This window comes from Amycolatopsis aidingensis (genome assembly GCF_018885265.1).
Lineage (GTDB): Bacteria > Actinomycetota > Actinomycetes > Mycobacteriales > Pseudonocardiaceae > Amycolatopsis > Amycolatopsis aidingensis.
On sequence record NZ_CP076538.1, the window covers coordinates 5,403,545 to 5,419,373 of the forward strand.

A 15,829-nucleotide genomic window follows, 5' to 3' on the forward strand; every position below is an offset into this window, starting at 1 on the left:
GAGAGCACCGTTGACCAGCACAGTGAGTATTCCGAAGCAACCCCTGACCGACACGCTCGACCAGCTGTGGTCGAGCTTCGCCGAGCTGCTGGCGGAGCTCTCCCCCGCCGAATGGGCCATACCCAGCGGTCTGCCGGGCTGGACCGTGCACGATGTGGTCGCGCACGTACTCGGTACCGAGTCCATGCTGAGCGGTGAGCAAACGCCGGAGGCCGATATCGACGTCGCGGAGCTGCCGCATGTGCACAACGACATGGGAGTGGCCAACGAGCGGTGGGTGCGGGCACTGCGCGAGCTCAGTCCGGAGCAGATGCGTGGCCGGTTCAACGAGGTCATCGCGGCCAGGCGCGCGGCGCTGGCCGCGATGTCGCAGGAGGACTTCGACGCGCCCAGCTGGACCCCCGCCGGGCCGGGCACCTATGCCAGCCTGATGCGCATCCGGGTGTTCGACAGCTGGATGCACGAGCAGGACATCCGGTTCGCCGTGGGCAGGCCGGGGCACGAGGGCGGAGACTGCGCCGAACTCGCCTTCGACCAGATCGAGCGGGGGCTGGGCTTCGTCATCGGGAAAAAGGCGGCCGCCCCGCAGGGAGCAACGGTCACCCTGTCGCTGACCGGGCCGGTCCGGCGAGACGTGCATGTGCGCGTGGACGAGCGCGCCGCGGTGGTCGACACCCTGCCCGGCCCCGCCACCAGCGTGCTGACACTGCCTTCTCCGCTGGCCGCCCGCCTCGTCGGTGGCCGGACCGAACCGGCCGATCACCTGGCCGAGATCGAGCTGGCCGGTGATCGGGAGCTGGGTGAAAGGATCATCCGCAACCTCGCCTTTACGATGTGAGGCCAGGCCGGACACCGGCGGCGCGATGCCGAGCCCGGCCCCGGCAGCCGAGGACGGAGGCGAGGCGATGATCACCATGCCGCACCGGGCGAAGCAACTGCTCATCGACGCGCTCGACGAGCAGTGGTCCAGTCTGGCCCGGCTGCTCGGTGAGCTCGTCGCCAGTGACTGGTCCGCCCCCAGCCCGCTGCCGGGGTGGCGGGTGCGGGACATCGTCGCGCACCTCATCGGCACCGAGGCCACCTTGAGCGGGCAACAACCGCCGACCGACCCCACGGATTACTTGGCGCGGCCGCATGTGCGCAACGAACTCGGCGAGTTCAACGAGCTCTGGGTGAACGCCATGCGCGACCTTACGCCGCAGCAACTGCTCGACAGGTTCAGCGAGGTCACCGACCGCAGGCGGGCGGCGCTGGCCGAGCTGTCCCAGGAGGACTTCGACGCACCCAGCTGGACCCCGCTGGGGCCCGGCACGTACGCGGACTTCATGCGGCTGCGCGTGTTCGACTGCTGGATGCACGAGCAGGACATCCGGTTCACGGTCGGCAAACCGGGCCACGACCGGGGCGTCTGCGCGGAACTCGTGGTCGACGTGATCGTGGACCGGCTGGGTGCCCTGGTCGGCAAGGCCGTCGGCGCGCCGCAGGGCAGCAGCATCACCCTCACGCTGACCGGCCCGGTACGGCGCCAGGCACACGTGCTGGTGGAGGGAACAGCCAACCTGGTCCCGGAACTGCCCGGTCCGGCCACCGCCAGCCTCCGGTTGTCCTCCACCCTGTGCACCCGGCTGGTCGGCGGCCGGGTCGAGCCCGACGACCACCTCGCCGACATCCGGATCGACGGCGACACCGAGCTGGGTACCCACCTGGTACGTAATCTCACGTCCACGCCGTAACCGGCGCGCGGGGGCTCCTGCTCAGAGCAGCCGCTCGTTGCCCTGCTCCACGTCCAACGGCAGGTGCGGAGCCCCGTACAGCAACAGCTTGGCGAGCTCCCAGGGCTCGTGCACGGTCGGCAACTCGTCGAAAGTGGCCTTCCGCACGTCGATCGTGAAGTTCACCAGACCTTGCTCGACGACAACCCCGGCACAGCAACGCCAGCAGCTGCGAGGTCGCCGAACACTGCCCTCCGAAGGGCCACGCCCCCCGCCTGAAGTGTGCTCGTCTCATGGAACCTCCCCTCTGCCGGAGTACGTAGCCCGCGGGAAGATGTGTACACCTACCGCACCGGCGCTGCCGAGCCCTCCAGGACACTGGAGGTGACCCGGGACGGAGTACTTGCGCCGCGCGGCCTCGGCCTGACCTCGGATTCCCGGCGGCTGTTCGCGATCACCACGCCCGCCAACGGGACCGCGCCGGGCCTGCGGTGGTCAGGTACCCGACCACCGCAGGCCCGGTTGTCCACTAAGGATTCCAGGCTTCCCGGAGCCCGGCCCAGCGGGCGTACTGTTCCCGCTGGGCCGACGGTGCCCGAGGCCGTGGCCCCGACCTGGCGGCCGATCAGAAACTGCGGCGCAGCGCCCAGGTTCCGCCCCGCACCGGAAGTTCGATCGAGGTGCGGGTGAGGTCCAGCGCCAGCCCGGTGCCGGGATCGGGCCGCAGCGTGAAGTCGTGGTCACTGGAGACCAGCACAAACTCCAGCTTGTGCCCTGGCTGCAGCAGGTAGTCGTTCGGCTGTAGCTCGAAGGAGATCCGGTAGGTCTTGCCGGTGCGGATCGGGGTGGTCCAGCCCTCGCTCCAGCGGTTCTGCGGATCGGTCCAGCCGCGGGTGATCACCTGGGAGCTGCCGTCCGGGGCGCGGTCCACCAGCACGGCGGTGACGTTGGCCGCTGGGTGGTCGAAGGCAAGGCCGAGGCTCACCTCCGGGGTTCCGCTCAGCCGCACCGGTTTCTTCGCCGGGCCGGTGGAGTACGCCAGGCGGTTGCCCGAGCGGGGCAGGTCGACCAGCTGGCCGACCGTCTTGCTCGCGTCGTCGCTCAACCGCTCCACGTTCGCCCAACCCGGCACCCGGTGCCGCAGGTCGAGCCTGCCCTTCCCGGTGCCGCCCGGCCACGGGTACACCCTGGCGTCCCTGGTTCCCGGTGCGGGCCAGTCGGCCTCGTCGGTCCAGGATCCGTCCTCCCGCTGGACGGTGGACTTCGGCTCCCGCTCGATCCCGTTGTCCACGTCGTAGAGGTAGTGCGAGTACCACTTGTTCAAAGTGGACAGCCATTCCTGCCTGCGCAGCGAGATCGGGTCGGCGTGCCCGGACTGGTGCAGCCAGATCTTGTGCTCCACGCCGTGCCTGCGCAACGCCTCGTACCAGTTGGCGACCTGGCTCACCGTGACGTTCCAGTCGCTGAGCCCGTGCACGGCCAGCACCGAGGCGCGGACCTTGTGCACATCGTCCAGGTAGTTGCGCTCGTGCCAGAACCGGCTGTAGTCGCCGGTTATCCGGTCCTGCCGCTCGGTCAGCCGGTCGATGACGGGACGGCAGATATCCCGGTCCTCGCGGGTGTAGACGTACTCGGCGAGCACGTCGGCGTCCTCGCCCTGGTACCCGCCCGGCGCCACCACGGCGCCGTTCTCCCGGTAGTAGTCGTACCAGTTGGAGATGGCGGCGATCGGCACGATCGTCTCCAGGCCCTCCACCCCGGTGCTGGCCACCGCGTTGGGCAGGGTCCCGTTGTAGGAGACGCCCATCATCGCGGTCCGGCCGGTGGTCCAGTCCGCCTCGACCGGCGAGCCGGCGGCGTCGGCCGCGGGCGCGCGCCCGTTCAGCCAGTCGACGACGGAACGGGCACCGATGGTCTCGTTCTCACCACCGGTGGTGGGGCAGCCGGTGGACTTGCCGGTGCCGAGGGACTCGGCGTACACGACCGCGAAGCCCCTGGAGGTGAAGTACTCCTCGTAGCGCCAGCCGATATCGGCCGCGCTCGGCCCGGCCAGCCCGACGGAGGACGCCGCGGCCCCCTTGCCGGGGCCGTGCCCGCGCTTGCCCGGCACGTAGAGCTCCACGTCCACGTCGTGGTTCTCGATCGGGTTACCGCCCGAGTAGTACGGGCTGGCCTGGTACACCACCGGCACGCGCAGCCCGTTCTCGGTGGCCTTCGGCCGCACCACCTCGACGTACACCTTGTCCTTCGCGCCGTCGTGGTCGCTGTCCACCGGCGCGGTGACCCACAGCTTGTCCCGCACGACCTCGCCGGGGTCGAAGACCGGCTGCGCCTCACCGTTCTCGAACACCGGCCCCCGCGGGGGGTCGGCGTGCGCGGCGAAACCGGCGGCGGAGGTCAGTGGCAGGGCCACCACGGCGGCGAGCAGCGGGACGAGGCGTGTGGCTCTCACGGGACTCCCCAGTTCGGATCACGAACGGACGGCCATAGACCTTTCCTCGCCCGCCGGGGGGTGTCAAGAAGTTCTGCGGTGGCGCCCGACGAAGGTGGGTACGGTCGGACTATGCCGACCGTCATCGATGCGCCGATCGTCGCCGTCACGGTGTACCCGCGGCACGCCAGGGTCACCCGCAGGGGCCACGCCAAGCTGGGTTCCGGAACCCGTTTCGTGGTCAGCGGCCTGCCGCTGGGCCTGGCCCCGGAGTCGGTGCGGGTCAGCGGTTCCGGACCCGCGACCGTGGCCGGGGTCGACCTCACCCCGGAGGTGCACGCGCACTCCGCCGACCCGGTGCTGGAGGAACTGCTCGAACGCGAGCGCGTGGCCCGGCAACGGCTGGACGAGGTGGTGGACGCCGAGACCGTGCAGAACACCCGCAGCACCCTGCTGGACTCCCTGGTGCGGCGGTGCGGCTCCGCCTTCGCCAAGGCGCTGTCCACCGGGGACACCGAACCCGGCCGGGTGGCCGAGGTCGGGGACGCGCTCACCGAGCAACTGGCGCAGGTGCTGGCCACGCGGCGGGAGCTGACCGAACGGCACACCCGGCTCGCCGAGGAGCTGGCCGCGGCCGGCAGGGCGGTGGAGCAGCGCCGGGCCGAGCAGGGGCCGGATCGCAACGCGGTGACCATCGAACTGGCGGCCACGGAGGGGGCTGGCGTGGCCGAGGTCGAGCTGGAGCTGTCCTATGTGGTCTCCGAAGCCGGCTGGGAGGCCGGCTACGACCTGCGGTTGCGGGAAGACACCTTGACACTCACCTGGTACGGCCTGATCACCCAGCACACCGGCGAGGACTGGCCGGAATGCGAGCTGGCGCTGTCCACCGCCCGGCCCTCGGCCACGCTCAGCGTTCCCGAGCTGGCGCCGTGGTTCCTGGACCGCGCGCGCCCCTCCGGGTTCGTGCGGGAAATGGCCGCGGGTGGGCTCGAACACTACGCGCAGCAGCCCCGCGCGGCGGCGCAGGCACAGGGATACGAGCTCGCCGCGAGCACGGCGGAGGTGCGGCACGGGATCGCGGCGGCGACCTACCGGCCGCGCCGCCCGATCGCGGTGCCCACGGACGGCGGGGCGCACCGCACCACGATCACCGAGCTGGAGCTGGGCACCCGGCTGGACCACGTCACCGCACCGTCCAGGGACGAGCACGCCTACCTGCGCGCGGTGGCCACGAACACCTCGGAGCACACGCTGCGGCCGGGCAACGCCTCGGTCTTCCACGGGACCGAGTTCATCGGCACCACCCGCCTGGAGCCGTGGGCGCCCGGCGAGGAGGTCGAGCTGGCGCTCGGGATCGACGAGCGCATCCGGGTGGAGCGGGAGCTGGTCCGCCGCTCGGCAGGCAAGGCGGGGCTGCCAGGGCTTTCCGGCGCCCGGCGCCGGGACGCGGAGTACCGGACCACGGTGCACAACCACGGGCCGCGGCAGGCAAGGGTGACGGTGCTCGATCAGGTCCCGGTGTCCAGGGACGAGGCGATCACCGTCCGGGACGTCCGCACCAGTCCGGAGCCGGTGGAGCGGACCGACCTCGGCGAGGTGCGCTGGCAGCTGGAACTACCGCCCGGCGGGAACGCGGAGCTCAGCCTCTCGTTCCGGGTGGACGTCGGCAAGGGGGTCGAGCTCACCGGCTGGCGCGAGTAGCCAAGGTGGGTCAGCGGTTGCCCGCGATGTAGGCCTCCAGCTGCTCCTGGCTGTGCTCGAGCTCGTTCATCCGGACCTTGACCACATCGCCGATGCTGACGATGCCGCGCAGTTCGCCGTCCACCAGCACCGGGATGTGCCGGATCCGGCGTTCGGTCATGACCACGCTGAGGCTGTCCACCGAGTCGTCCGGGGTGCAGGTGGCGACCACCTTGGTCATGATCGAGGAAACCGGCCGGTCGAGCAGGCCGGCACCGTGCTCGTGCAGCCTGCGCACCACGTCCCGCTCGGAGACGATGCCCTGCACGCCGTCCGGGCCGAGGACCACCATCGCCCCGACGTTGCGCTCGGCGAGGTGCCGTAGCAGCTCGGTCACCCGGGTGTCCGGCCCCACCGTCGCCACGTCCGACCCTTTGCTCCGCAACACATCGGCAATCCGCATGAGGCTCCTCCCGGCACGGTGAGCTGATTCACACCAGGCTAATGGCGACCCCGGCGGGGAGAAAGTCGCGAACGTGCCCGAATGCCTATTCCGCCTGGTCGGGCAGGCCATCGAACAGGGTACGGAGCAGGGCGAGCCCTGGCTCGATCTCACTTTCCGGGATGGCACCGTAGCCGAACACCAGGCCGGAGTGCCCTGGCCGGACCGCGAAGTCACCCAGCGTGTACAGGCCGACACCCGCACGCCGGGCACGCCGGGCCAGCTCCCGCGTGCCGTACTCGGACCAGGCGCTGAGATGCAGCCCGGCCGGGGACGGGATGGGCTCGCACACCCCTGCGAAGTCCCGCCGCAGGATCCGGGCCACCGCCTCGTGCCGCGTCCGGTACTCCCGCCGCATCCGGCGCAGGTGCCTTGCGAACCCGCCCTCCTCGACGAACCGGGCCAGCGCGGACTGGATCGGGCCGGAGGAATGCCAGTCGGCCAGATACTTGGCCTTCACCAGGGCCCGCCGGATGGATCGGGGCGCGACCAGGAAGCCCAGCCGCAGGGTGGGTGAGAGCACCTTGGAGAAGGAGCCGAGGTAGAGCACCCTGCCGTCCTCGTCCAGCCGGTACAGCGGCTCCAGCGGACGGCCGGTGAACCGGAACTCGGTGTCGTAGTCGTCCTCGACCAGCACGGCGTCGGCACGCCGGGCCCACCGGATCAGTTCCTGCCTGCGCTCGAGTGACATCGGCATGCCGAGCGGGAACTGGTGCGAGGGGGTCACGTACACCAGCCGGGTGCCCTCCGGGATCCGCGCGACGCGGATCCCCTGCTCGTCCACCGGTACCGGGCTGACCGGCACGCCGAAGCTCTCGAACAGCAGCCGCGCAGGCGGGTAGCCAGGGTCCTCCACCGCCACCCCTTGCCCTGGCCGCAGCAGCACCTTCGCGATCAGGTCCAGTGCCTGCTGGGTGCCGCCGGTGATCAGCACGCCACCGGGCTCGACCGGCAGCCCGCGGGACACCCCGAGATGCCGCGCCACGGCGGCGCGCAGCTCGGGCTGCCCTGCCGGTTCCCCGTAGTGCAGGGTGTCCGCCCGCGCGGCCCGCACCTCGTCCCCGAGCAGGCGGCGCAGCGTGTCGAAGGGGAACATCCGCGCGTCCGGCAGGCCGGCCCGGAAGTCGTAGCGCGGTGCAGGGCCCGCCATCCGTGGCGGGTCCGGCACCCGCTCCCAGACCTCGTTCGGCCGCAGCGACACCCGCGCGCCCTGCTCCGGATCGGGCGGACCACCGCTCGCCCCGGTGCGGACGAAGGTCCCGGCGCCCACCTTCCCGCTCAGGAACCCCTCGGCGCTGAGCCGGTCGTAGGCGGCGGCGACGGTGTTGCGGGCGACCGCGAGCCGCTGCGCCAGCTCCCTGCTGGGTGGCAGCGCCTCCCCCTCGCGCAACCGACCGTCCAGGATGGCGGCCCGGAGCTGCAGATAGATCTCCTCCCGCCGGCCCCGGCCCCGCTCGGTGTCGATCTGGATGTCCACCACACCGATCCTAGATTGGCCCAATCCGATTGCCCCGATTTTGGTCCTTCAGTGGAGCCTTTAACACTCATAGCGTTCCGGGTATGGATCTTCGCCAACCGAACCGGGCGGTGCTGCACCTGCACGAGCAGCTGGTCGCCACCGTTTCGACCGCCGATCTGGAACGTCCGACCCCCTGCGCCGAGTGGAACCTCGGCGCCCTGCTCCAGCACCTGATCAGCGAGAACCACGCCTTCGCCGAGGCGGCAACGCACGGCGCTGCCGCCGACTGGGACGGCGGCAGCCTCGGGGACGACCCGCACCGCGCGCTCGCCGACTCGATCGCCGCCGTGACCTCCGCATTCGACCGGGAGGGGATGCTGGAACGCGAGGTCGCGATCCGTGACTTCGGCACCTTCCCCGGAAGCACCGTGGTGGGGATGCACCTGGTGGACTCGGTGGTGCACGGCTGGGACCTGGCCAGCGCACTCGGCAGGCGCTACGAGCCGGAACCGGAAGCCGTGCGGGCGGCCCTGCGATTCATGGAAAGCGTGCCGGACGACCCGGAGGGCCGGGGCCCGGACGGCCCGTTCGACAAGGTGGTCCCGGTGCCGCAGGACGCGCCGCCCTTGCACCGGCTGCTCGGCCTGACCGGAAGGTCGCCGGACTGGGCCGCGAAGGCGGGTACGGCTACGCGCTGACCAACCCGGGGGCGGCCGCGCCGGGCGACCGGGTCACCAGCGCGCCTCGTGCCGCTCCATCACGCCGTGGCCGGTGCGCAGGGTGGTCCCGCAGGGCAGCGTGCCGGTGAAGGTCCCGAACGGCTGCCGGTAGGCGCTGTCGACCAGGATCAGCCGGTCGTGCCGGGCCCGCTCCACCTCGGTGCTGAACCGCAGGTCGCCGACCGCGGACAGGTCGGCGGCGAAGGCGGCCGGTGGGACCTCGTTGGCGATACCGTCGAGCCAGACGGTGCGCTCGGAGTGTTCCGCGGCGTCGTGCAGGCCGTCCACCAGGTTCCAGGTCACGGCATGGCCTTCGGTGCTGCTGCCGCAGCCCGCGCTCCAGGACCAGGCGGTGCGCCGGGCGTGGTGGCCGGCGGAGTCGTCCAGCAGGCCGGGAGCATCCACCTCGATGGTGCGGCCGTCGATGCTGACCCGCCCGCGTGCCCGCAGCGGGGTCTTGCGGGTCCAGATCGGGTGGGCGCCATGCCGGGAGACCACCTCGACCCGCTCCCCCGCCGGTTCCAGCCGCAGGTCCGCCCGCACGCCGCGGCCACCGAACCGGGCCGCGCCGTCCGGCAGGTCCACGGCCGCGCGCAGGGTGGTGTGCTCGCGGAAGGCACCGGCGGCCCGGTCGTGCACCGCCCAGAACGACTGCGGTGCCCCGGCGATCCGCACCAGGCCGGCGCACAGCCGCACCCGCTCGTCGTAGATCCCGACATACCGCCAGCGTTTCAACGGCCGCCGCCCGCGCAGGCGGGGCAGCCGGTCGGGGTCGATCGGGCGGTCGCCGCCGTCCGGCTCGACCGCGCGCCACGGTAGCTCCACCCGCGTCCTTCCCTTCCCGTGTACTGGCACACTGCTGCACCGTGAGTGGAACGGTAGTGATCCTCGGCGGCCGCAGCGAGATCGGGATCGCGGTCGGCCTCCGGCTGGTGCGCGGCGGTGCTCGCACGGTGGTGCTGGCCGCGCGGCGCAGCGAGGACCTTGACGAGCAGGAGGCGGCGCTGCGCGCTGCCGGTGCCACCACGGTGGAGCGGGTGGAGTTCGACGCCGACGAGGTGGCCCGTCACCGCGAGGTGCTGGATGGCATCGCCGCCCGGCACGGCCCGCTGGAGGTGGTGGTCACCGCCTTCGGCATCCTCGGCGACCAGCAGCGTGCCGAACGGGACACCGCCCACGCACTGTCCATTGTGCACACCGACTACGTCGCGCATGTCGCCGTGCTCACCGAGCTGGCGAACCTGCTGCGCGCACAGGGCCACGGCAGCCTGGTGGTGTTCTCCTCGGTGGCCGGGGTGCGGGTGCGCAGGGCCAACTACGTCTACGGTTCGGCCAAGGCCGGGCTGGACGGCTTCGCCTGTGGGCTCGCCGACGCCCTGGCCGGCAGCGGGGTGCGGCTGCTGCTGGTGCGCCCCGGGTTCGTGCTCGGGCGGATGACCGAGGGCATGAGCCCCGCGCCCTTCTCCAGCACCCCGGACCAGGTCGCCGACGCCACCGTGCGGGCACTACGGCGGGGGCGGGGTGAAGTCTGGGTGCCCGCCGTGCTGCGCCCGGTGTTCGCCCTGATGCGCCTCCTCCCCCGCCCGATCTGGCGCCGCCTCCCCCGCTGACCACCCTGCGATACCTTCGTCCGGGAGGGGACGGGCGAAGGAGGTTCGCATGGAGGACGTCGCGGCGCTGGTCGAGCAGGTCTACCCGGCGGTGGAGTCGGCGGTGGCCGCCTACGGGACCGAGGTGCTGACCAAGGCCCAGGAGGCCGCGGCCGACGGCACGGTCGGACTGGGGCAGCGCCTGCTGGCGAAGCTGTTCAGCCGAAAAGGCGTGCAGGAGAACGTCGAGCAGGCGGTCACCGACCTGGCCGGGGCGCTGGACGATCCCGACTTCCAGGCCGCACTGCGCGCCCAGCTGAAGAAGGCGCTGCGTGAGGACACCGAACTCGCCGCGGAGATCGCCGCGCTGCTGCCCGCGGCCGGGGACAAGTCGATCTCGGTGGGCGGGGACAGCAGCGGAATCAACTCCACCGGCGACAACGCGATCAACATCCAGCACCGATGACCGACCGGTCCATCGAGGTCGCGGGCGACAGCGGCGGGATCAACTCCACCGGGGACAACGCCAGGAACGTGCAGATCGGCTCGGTCGTACTGCCGCCGGAGGCCCCGCCGATCGAACGGGTACCCGCACCTCCGGGACCGATCGGGGTTCCGGTCCGGCCCGAGTTGTTCGTCGGCCGCGGGGCGGACCTTGCCCGGCTGGAAGAAGCCATGTCCACCAGCGATCCGGTGGTCGTGGCCGCCGTGCACGGACTCGGTGGCGTCGGCAAGAGCACCCTGGCCGCCCGCTACCTGGCGCTGCACCGGGACGAGCACACCCTGATCTACTGGATCACCGCCGAGCAGGCCGGGTCCGTCGAGCGGGCCCTGGCCCGGCTGGCCACGATCCTGCAACCGGAGCTGGCCGAGCTGCCCGCGGAGCTGCTACCGGAACAGGCGCTGCGCTGGCTGGCCGCGAACGAAGGCTGGCTGCTGGTACTGGACAATGTGGACGATCCGGCGGAGATCCCGCCACTGCTCGCCAGGGCCGGATCGGGCCGGGTGCTGATCACCAGCCGCCGGGCGACCGGCTGGCACGGCCTGGCCCGGCCGCTCGACCTCGACGTGCTGACCGGGGAGGAGTCGGTGGAGCTGCTGACCCGGATTGCAGCCCATGGCACGGAGGACCTGACCGGCGCGGAGGAGCTGTGCCGGGAACTGGGCGGGCTCCCGCTGGCGATCGAGCAGGCCGGTGCCTACCTCGCGCAGACCGGGATCAGCCCGGCCGACTACCACCGGCTGCTGGACCGGCATCCGGCGGCGATGTTCGACGAGGCGGCCGAGGGCGGCGACGCGCGGCGGACCGTGGCCCGCATCTGGCGGGTCACCATGGACAAGCTGGACCCGTTGGCGGGCAAGGTGCTGCGGGTGCTGTCCTGGTTCGCCCCTGAGGACATCCCTCGTTGGCTGCTGGACGACCTGGCGAGCGAACCGGAGTTGCTGCGCGCCATCGGAAAGCTCCGCGCCTACAGCATGATCAGCGTCAACGGCGAACTGCTGGCCGTGCACCGCCTGGTCCAGACGGTCACCCGCACATTCGATGAAACGTCCGAAGTGGACTCGGCGAGGCCCGCCCTGGCTGCCTTGGCCGGAGCGCTGGAGGACGCCGACCACGAAGATCCGGCCAACTGGGACGTGCACCGGACTCTGCTGCCGCACACGGAGGCGCTCGCCAGCCATTGCCCCGATGGCACCCTGCTCATCTGGTTGCTCAACAAGTTCGGGGGGTTCCTGAATGGACAAGGGCACGCGCATCATGCGATCCGGTTCCTCGAACATGCCGCCGCCGTGGCGAACCGCCTGTGGAGTCCGGACCACCCGACCATCCTCTCGATCCGACACAACCTCGGCATGGCACTGATTTCCGCCGAGCGAATCGAGGAGGCGGTCGTACTGCACGAGGCCAACCTCAGGGATACCGAGCGGGTGCTCGGCCGGGACGACCCACGCACCGCCATCGCCAGGAACTGTCTCGGATTGGCCTACCGAATGGCGGGCCGTGCCGAGGAGGCCATCACCGCACACCAGGAAAGCCTCGCGGACCAGCAACGAATCGACGGGCCCGATGATCCGGCCACCCTGCGCACCCTGAACAACCTCGCCATCGCCTACGAGGCGGCGGGATCTACCGAACGGGCCATCGAACTCTACCGGCAGGCCATAGCGGACGCCGAACGCCTGCTCGGCCGTGACCATTACGACACCATCCAGTACCGGCGGAACCTGGCCACCGCCTACCTCAATCTGGACCGGCCGGAGGAAGCGATCACCTTACTGGAGTGGACCGTCGCCGACTTCGAACGCACCTTCGGCACGGAGGCATGGCAGACCTTCTTCGCTTACGACACCCTCGCCAACGCCTACCATCTGGCAGGGCGCATCGAGGACGCCGGTGTATTGCACCGCAGCACGCTGGCGGGTCGGGAACGGGCACTCGGGCCGGACCATCCGGACACCATCGGCTCGCGGAACAATCTCGCCACTGCCTGCCGGGACGCGGGCGAGCTCGGCGAAGCCGTGCGGTTGCTGGAGCGCGCCCTTGCCGACTGTGAACGGACGCTGCCACCAGGACATCCGACTACGGAAACGGTGCGCGAGAACCTGGAGGTTGCCCATGCGGCCGTTACTGGCTCGGGCGGATGAGCTGGGGTCTGCGGGCGAGCCAGGTGTGGGGCACGCGGACGTGGTCGCCGAGGCGGAGGGTGTCGGTGGGGGCGTTGAGTGCGTGGGGTGGGGGTAGTAGGAGCAGGGTGCGGATGGCGTGGGCCGGTATTCCGGCGTAGACCCAGGCCACGGTGTCGGGGGTGAAGGGGTGTGAGTGGGGGTCGCGGTGGGCGCGGTAGGTGACGGCGTGGTCGGGGCCGGGTAGCACGACGACGTCGGCGTGGTGGGGCCACCAGAGGACGAAGGCGATGCCCAGGGGGTCGGTGGCGGTGCCGAAGGCCCATTTCTCCCAGCGGCGGTGGGCGAGTTCGTCGAGCAGGGCGTCCATGCTGATGGCGGCCAGGCGCCGTTGGTCGGTGGTCAGCGCGTGGGCGGAGTCAGCGGTGGTGTCGAACCATTCCATGGTGGGTCACCACCCCGTCGGTGCGTTCGGCTTCGATGCGCCGTTGGATGGCGGCCACGGTCCAGCGGGGGTGGGTGCGGGTTGCCGGGCGCCGCGGCCAGGCCAGGTGCAGCGCCCCGCAGGTCGCGATCACGATCAGGCATACCCCGACGATCACCCCGATCGTCTGCATGACGTCACCCCCTTCTCCGGAGCTGGGCGGACGGGGAGGCCGCGCCTGGCGCATCCCCGCCCGCTGCCGGTCGGCGGGACCCGAGCCAAGTGGGCGCCGTCCGGCACCTGAGACTCTAAAACAGCAATGCAAACAGCAGTGTGGTTCCATAGAGTGAAAGTTGCGTTGCAACCAGACTTACTACGATTGGGTGATGCGGGGATGGCAGTGCGTTCCGGCAGACTGCGCGCCATGGTTGAGGAAGACTCCACGCCGGTCATCCAGCGGCTGACCTTCGGCGAGCGCGCACGGCAGCACCGCGAGGCTGCCGGGATCGAGTTCGGCGAGGCCGCCCGGCGGCTCGGCGGCTACTCCGGGAAGCTGTCGAAGATCGAGAACGGGATCATCGCGGCCAAGCCTGCCGATGTGGAGATGATGATCGAGCTCTACAAGCTGCGTACCCGGCAGGCCGACGACTTCCGCGCGCTGGCCAAGGAGGCCCGCCGCCGCTCCGCCCCGCAACGGGTGGGCAGTTCCTCCCGGCAGTACGTGGCCCTGGAACGTGCCGCCGCCGAGATCCGCATGGTCTACAACGAGATCCCGGGACTGCTGCAAACTCAGGAGTACGCGCATGCGGCCCTGTCGGTTTCGCCGATGCTCCCGGCGGGTGAAGCACTCGGACATGCCGAGGCACGGGCACAACGCAGCGAGCGCATCGTGCACCCGGACGGCCCCGACCTGTGGATCGTGCTCGGTATGGAGGCGCTGTATCGCGAGGTCGGTGGAACGGAAGTGCTGCGGCGACAACTGGAACGGCTCCGCGAGATCGCGGACATGCCGAACGTCCGCTTCCGGGTGCTGCCCTGGTCGGCCGGTGCCAGCCCGGCGCTGAGCTGCCCGTTCACCCTGCTCTACGTCAAACCCGACCGCACCCTGGCCTATGTCGAATCGCTGACCAGGCCGGACTACATCAAGGCCACCGGCCCGCACCTGGTCGCCTTCGATCATGCCTACCGGATCGCCGCCGCCGAGGAAGAGTCCAGGGCCATACTGGAGGGGAGGATCGTGGACCTGAGCCAAGGGAGTTAGCGATCATGACGATCTCGGCCGCCGACCTGCCCGGAGCACAGTGGCGCAAAAGCAGCAAAAGCAACGGCGGTGGTGGCGCGCAGTGCGTGATGCTCACGTGGTTACCCACTGGCGGCGCCATTGCCGACAGCAAGAACATGACCGGCCCCGCACTGCGGATCAGCACCCGGGCCCTGCACGGCCTGCTGGACAGCGCGCGAACTCACCACTGACCGGGCGGCGAAGGCGGCCGCGGTCAGCGCACCTCCTCGGCATCGGCCGTCCAGGTGTTGCAGGCCGCGGTGCCCTCGCCCTCGAAACCGGCCCAGGCCCAGGCGACCTGGTTCTCCACCGAACCGTGGGTTTCGCCGCCGATGGTGTTGCGGAAGTCGGCCATCGCGGCCTCACTCAGTGAACCGGTGACCGAGCCACGCCCGGATGCGGCGGCGATGAACAGGCCGGCGAAGCAGTTCGCCTGCAGCTCCACCCGCCTGCTCATTTCCAGCTCCTCGGGGCTGCCCTCGGGCATCGCGAACGACACGTCGGCCACCGCGTACATGATTCCGCTCAGCGACTGCACATGGTGGCCATACTCGTGCGCCAGCACCGCGAGATGCGAGGCCCTGTCCACGCCGACGGTGTCCAGCAACCGGTTCTCCGGCATGTAGATGATCTCGTCCAGCGGGCAGTAGTAGGCCGTGGCCTCCGCCTCCGGCGGCGCGTCGCCGCACCGGGTGGCGGCATCCGCGGTCACCTCGAGTCCCGCCTCGAAGAACGGCTCGTTCACCTCCCGCAGCACCGGCTCCCACGCCTCGTCCAGGCAACGCATCCCGGCCTGGTAGAAGGCGAGCAGTTGCTCGGTGGAGCGGCCGATCCGCGGCAGCTCGCAGGTCACCGCTGGCAGCACCACGCCGTCGTCCAGCAGCGGGTTCGTACCCAGCTGCCGCACCGGCTGCGGCCCCTGGTCCTCGCTCGGCTCGGCGGCGAGCTTCTCGCTGAGCCCCGGCATCGCCACCGCGGTGCCCTCCACCGGATCCGGCGTCCGTCCGGCCAGCGCCACCACCAGCACCAGGCCGAGCACGATCACCAGGGTGCCGAGGATCGCGGCTGGCGAGTTGCGCGGCGGGGGCTGCGGCGCGGGGTGGCGCGGCGGTGGTGGTGGCAGGATCGCGCCCTGCCACGGATCCGGTGGCTGCTCCGGCCGCCACGAGGACGGCGGTACCTCGGCTACGACCGGCTCCTCCGGCCGGTTCGCTCGGAACGGATCATCGGCACGGTCCACTGCTCACCCTCGGTCGCTCCTGCACGGCGCGCGGACTTGCCGTGGTCCCCCAGGACGCAGAACAAGTACCCCCTCAAAGCCCGCGCGGGACAAGCGTATATGTCCGGTTCAGGACATGCGATCACAATCCGGGAACGGCCGGGGACTGTGCACGGCCACAACGGCC

General features: G+C 70.9%; 17 protein-coding genes. 9 read left to right on the forward strand and 8 right to left on the reverse strand.

Annotation, left to right across the window (positions count from 1 at the left end; genetic code table 11):
* Positions 1-10 precede the first annotated feature (10 nt).
* The gene (locus tag KOI47_RS24540) at positions 11-838 is read left to right on the forward strand and encodes a maleylpyruvate isomerase family mycothiol-dependent enzyme (protein ID WP_232376222.1); all 828 of its coding nucleotides are present in this window, start codon (positions 11-13) and stop codon (positions 836-838) included.
* 25 nt (positions 839-863) lie between these two features.
* Positions 864-1,733: a maleylpyruvate isomerase family mycothiol-dependent enzyme gene (locus KOI47_RS24545; RefSeq protein ID WP_232376223.1), complete on the forward strand. Its 870-nt coding sequence runs from the start codon at positions 864-866 to the stop codon at positions 1,731-1,733.
* 21 nt (positions 1,734-1,754) lie between these two features.
* On the opposite strand, the gene KOI47_RS24550 is transcribed toward KOI47_RS24545, so the two are convergent.
* The gene (locus tag KOI47_RS24550; protein ID WP_216207957.1) at positions 1,755-1,898 is read right to left on the reverse strand and encodes a hypothetical protein; all 144 of its coding nucleotides are present in this window, start codon (positions 1,896-1,898) and stop codon (positions 1,755-1,757) included.
* A gap of 439 nt (positions 1,899-2,337) precedes the next feature.
* Positions 2,338-4,164, reverse strand: coding sequence for a Xaa-Pro dipeptidyl-peptidase (locus KOI47_RS24555; protein WP_216207960.1), 1,827 nt, complete (start codon positions 4,162-4,164; stop codon positions 2,338-2,340).
* A 111-nt stretch (positions 4,165-4,275) separates the two neighbouring features.
* On the opposite strand from KOI47_RS24555, the gene KOI47_RS24560 reads away from it, so the two are divergent.
* Positions 4,276-5,844: a DUF4139 domain-containing protein gene (locus KOI47_RS24560; protein WP_216207962.1), complete on the forward strand. Its 1,569-nt coding sequence runs from the start codon at positions 4,276-4,278 to the stop codon at positions 5,842-5,844.
* Between the two features lie 10 nt (positions 5,845-5,854).
* Here KOI47_RS24560 and KOI47_RS24565 read toward each other — a convergent pair whose 3' ends face one another.
* Both KOI47_RS24565 and pdxR read right to left on the reverse strand, forming a co-directional pair.
* Positions 5,855-6,286: a CBS domain-containing protein gene (locus KOI47_RS24565; protein WP_216207965.1), complete on the reverse strand. Its 432-nt coding sequence runs from the start codon at positions 6,284-6,286 to the stop codon at positions 5,855-5,857.
* A gap of 85 nt (positions 6,287-6,371) precedes the next feature.
* Positions 6,372-7,802, reverse strand: a complete 1,431-nt coding sequence (pdxR, locus tag KOI47_RS24570) for a MocR-like pyridoxine biosynthesis transcription factor PdxR (RefSeq protein WP_216207968.1) — start codon at positions 7,800-7,802, stop codon at positions 6,372-6,374.
* An 83-nt stretch (positions 7,803-7,885) separates the two neighbouring features.
* Between pdxR and KOI47_RS24575 the strand changes: the two genes are divergently transcribed.
* Positions 7,886-8,482 (forward strand): TIGR03086 family metal-binding protein, encoded by a 597-nt coding sequence (locus KOI47_RS24575; protein WP_216207973.1) that lies wholly within the window; start codon positions 7,886-7,888, stop codon positions 8,480-8,482.
* 33 nt (positions 8,483-8,515) lie between these two features.
* On the opposite strand, the gene KOI47_RS24580 is transcribed toward KOI47_RS24575, so the two are convergent.
* Positions 8,516-9,358, reverse strand: coding sequence for a DUF2804 family protein (locus KOI47_RS24580; protein ID WP_216207976.1), 843 nt, complete (start codon positions 9,356-9,358; stop codon positions 8,516-8,518).
* A gap of 11 nt (positions 9,359-9,369) precedes the next feature.
* Between KOI47_RS24580 and KOI47_RS24585 the strand changes: the two genes are divergently transcribed.
* From KOI47_RS24585 to KOI47_RS24595, 3 genes are read left to right on the forward strand one after another with little or no spacing between them, the layout of a single operon-like run.
* Entirely contained in the window at positions 9,370-10,113 is a 744-nt protein-coding gene (locus tag KOI47_RS24585; protein ID WP_216207978.1) for an SDR family NAD(P)-dependent oxidoreductase, read from the forward strand.
* A 49-nt stretch (positions 10,114-10,162) separates the two neighbouring features.
* A complete protein-coding gene (locus KOI47_RS24590) occupies positions 10,163-10,558 on the forward strand; it encodes a hypothetical protein (RefSeq protein WP_216207982.1) in 396 nt (131 codons plus the stop codon).
* Positions 10,555-12,738 (forward strand): tetratricopeptide repeat protein, encoded by a 2,184-nt coding sequence (locus tag KOI47_RS24595; RefSeq protein ID WP_216207985.1) that lies wholly within the window; start codon positions 10,555-10,557, stop codon positions 12,736-12,738. The genes KOI47_RS24590 and KOI47_RS24595 overlap by 4 nt, the downstream gene beginning before the upstream one ends.
* On the opposite strand, the gene KOI47_RS24600 is transcribed toward KOI47_RS24595, so the two are convergent.
* Together KOI47_RS24600 and KOI47_RS24605 are read right to left on the reverse strand one after the other, a co-directional pair.
* Positions 12,719-13,162: a hypothetical protein gene (locus KOI47_RS24600; protein ID WP_216207987.1), complete on the reverse strand. Its 444-nt coding sequence runs from the start codon at positions 13,160-13,162 to the stop codon at positions 12,719-12,721. The two genes, KOI47_RS24595 and KOI47_RS24600, sit on opposite strands and share 20 nt — an antisense overlap.
* Positions 13,137-13,334: a hypothetical protein gene (locus KOI47_RS24605; RefSeq protein WP_216207991.1), complete on the reverse strand. Its 198-nt coding sequence runs from the start codon at positions 13,332-13,334 to the stop codon at positions 13,137-13,139. Before KOI47_RS24605 ends, KOI47_RS24600 begins: the two co-directional genes overlap by 26 nt.
* A gap of 231 nt (positions 13,335-13,565) precedes the next feature.
* On the opposite strand from KOI47_RS24605, the gene KOI47_RS24610 reads away from it, so the two are divergent.
* Positions 13,566-14,402 carry a helix-turn-helix domain-containing protein gene (locus KOI47_RS24610; RefSeq protein WP_216207994.1) on the forward strand — a complete coding sequence of 279 codons (837 nt, stop codon included), beginning with the start codon at positions 13,566-13,568 and terminating at the stop codon, positions 14,400-14,402.
* A 5-nt stretch (positions 14,403-14,407) separates the two neighbouring features.
* Positions 14,408-14,614 (forward strand): DUF397 domain-containing protein, encoded by a 207-nt coding sequence (locus KOI47_RS24615; RefSeq protein ID WP_216207997.1) that lies wholly within the window; start codon positions 14,408-14,410, stop codon positions 14,612-14,614.
* Positions 14,615-14,637: 23 nt separating this feature from the next.
* Here the strand turns inward: KOI47_RS24615 and KOI47_RS24620 are convergent, their stop codons facing one another.
* The gene (locus KOI47_RS24620) at positions 14,638-15,663 is read right to left on the reverse strand and encodes a neutral zinc metallopeptidase (RefSeq protein ID WP_216207999.1); all 1,026 of its coding nucleotides are present in this window, start codon (positions 15,661-15,663) and stop codon (positions 14,638-14,640) included.
* Between the last annotated feature and the right edge of the window lie 166 nt (positions 15,664-15,829).

Coding starts and splice junctions, on each gene's coding strand:
- KOI47_RS24565 (WP_216207965.1), bottom strand. CDS start 6,286: ATGCGGATTGCCGATGTGTTGCGGAGCAAAGGGTCGGACGTGGCGACG.
- KOI47_RS24560 (WP_216207962.1), top strand. CDS start 4,276: ATGCCGACCGTCATCGATGCGCCGATCGTCGCCGTCACGGTGTACCCG.
- KOI47_RS24615 (WP_216207997.1), top strand. CDS start 14,408: ATGACGATCTCGGCCGCCGACCTGCCCGGAGCACAGTGGCGCAAAAGC.
- KOI47_RS24590 (WP_216207982.1), top strand. CDS start 10,163: ATGGAGGACGTCGCGGCGCTGGTCGAGCAGGTCTACCCGGCGGTGGAG.
- KOI47_RS24605 (WP_216207991.1), bottom strand. CDS start 13,334: ATGCAGACGATCGGGGTGATCGTCGGGGTATGCCTGATCGTGATCGCG.
- KOI47_RS24545 (WP_232376223.1), top strand. CDS start 864: ATGCCGAGCCCGGCCCCGGCAGCCGAGGACGGAGGCGAGGCGATGATC.
- KOI47_RS24600 (WP_216207987.1), bottom strand. CDS start 13,162: ATGGAATGGTTCGACACCACCGCTGACTCCGCCCACGCGCTGACCACC.
- KOI47_RS24575 (WP_216207973.1), top strand. CDS start 7,886: ATGGATCTTCGCCAACCGAACCGGGCGGTGCTGCACCTGCACGAGCAG.
- KOI47_RS24610 (WP_216207994.1), top strand. CDS start 13,566: ATGGTTGAGGAAGACTCCACGCCGGTCATCCAGCGGCTGACCTTCGGC.
- KOI47_RS24595 (WP_216207985.1), top strand. CDS start 10,555: ATGACCGACCGGTCCATCGAGGTCGCGGGCGACAGCGGCGGGATCAAC.